The organism is Kineosporia rhizophila (genome assembly GCF_021277265.1).
Lineage (GTDB): Bacteria > Actinomycetota > Actinomycetes > Actinomycetales > Kineosporiaceae > Kineosporia > Kineosporia rhizophila.
In genome coordinates this window covers 1-1,518 of the sequence record NZ_JAJSOH010000069.1, presented here as the reverse complement: position 1 = coordinate 1,518, position 1,518 = coordinate 1, and the positions used below count along the sequence as shown (strand labels likewise).

The 1,518-nt window shown below is 68.2% G+C and carries 1 protein-coding gene; it reads left to right on the top strand.

Annotated elements, in window-relative coordinates:
- Nucleotides 1-286 precede the first annotated feature (286 nt).
- Nucleotides 287-1,501, top strand: coding sequence for an IS110 family RNA-guided transposase (locus LWF15_RS35750; protein WP_269811398.1), 1,215 nt, complete (start codon nt 287-289; stop codon nt 1,499-1,501).
- Nucleotides 1,502-1,518: the final 17 nt, after the last annotated feature.

The window sequence follows — 1,518 nt, the reverse complement described above, 5'->3', positions numbered from 1 at the left end:
GACAATGATGATGTAAGGGCGTCTCCGGGGCTCTGACCCCGCCACTGACTGTCGCCCTGTTGGGCTGGCTTGCGATTGTTCTGTCGGGTTCCGGATGGCGCGCGTACCAGGCTCACGGCCGGGGCGGGCATGACCTGATAGGAGCTTGGCAGAGCCCGATCATTGTCCTGTCTGCTCACCCCGACCGCGGGCTGCACCCCACCCGAGGTCGAGCAGGAAGGGCACCACCATCGTGACATCAGCACCGTCCCAGACCCAGCGTCGTGTCATCGAACCGGGCATCGAGCTGGAGCAGGCACGGGTGGTCGGTGGTGCGGACACGCACGCTGACACGATCCACGTGGCCGTCATCGATGTCCTGGGCAAGGACGTGGCCGATGCCGAGTTCCCCGCGACCGGGCCCGGGTATGCCGCCGCGATCGCGTTCCTGACCGGGCACGGCATTGTGGAGCAGGTTGGTATCGAGGGCACCAGTTCCTACGGTGCCGGCCTGGCGTTGGCGCTGGCCGCGGCCGGGCTAGGGGTGGTGGAGGTCAACCGGCCCGACCGGGCCGAACGCCGCGCCCGGGGCAAGTCCGACCCGATCGACGCCTACCAGGCCGCCCGCGCGGTTTTGTCCGGACGAGCCTCCAGCGCCCCGAAGAACCCCGCGACCGAGACGGTCCGGTCCCTGCACAACGCCCGCCGTTCGGCGATCAAGGCCCGCACAGCCACCATCAATCAGATCCACGGCATGCTCGTCACCGCCCCCGAGGACCTGCGCGCGAAATACCGCGACCTGAAAGAGAAAACACTCATCACGACGCTGGCCCGAAGCCGCCCCGGTATTGGTACCGACCACACGGGCGACCATGCCGTCCGCGTTTCGGTCGCCACCGCGCTGAAGCTCCTGGCGCAGCGTTATGAGTTCCTGGCTGAACAGGACAAGACCCTCACCGCCGCGATCGATGAGTACGTCAGCGCGGCCAACCCGGCCCTGCGCGCAGCCCACGGCGTTGGCCCCGACACCGCCGCCCAGCTCCTGATCACCGCCGGGAACAACCCCGAACGTCTGCGCAGCGAAGCCTCCTTCGCCGCGCTCTGCGGCGCTGCCCCCGTTCCGGTCTCCTCCGGAAAGACCCGGGGCCGCTACCGGCTCTCGCGCGGCGGGGACCGCGCCGCGAACAACGCCCTCTACCGCATCGCCATGGTCCGCTGGAGCAGCCACGCACCCACCCGCGCCTATGTCGCCCGGCACAAAGCCGCCGGCCGCACGGGTAAGGAGATCCTGCGGATGCTCAAACGAGCCATCGCCCGCGAGATCTACCGCTACCTCACCCAACAGATCGAGATCGCCGACTACAGCGACCTACGCCCCAGCCGGCAAGCCAAGAACATCACCCTCACCGCCGCAGCCCAACACTTCGGGCTCTGGCCCACCGCCATCTCCCGCCTCGAACGAGGACTACAACGCGACGACGACCTCGCCGACCGCTACCGAACCTGGCTCACCACGGCTTGACAGCAATAGGAGCATCA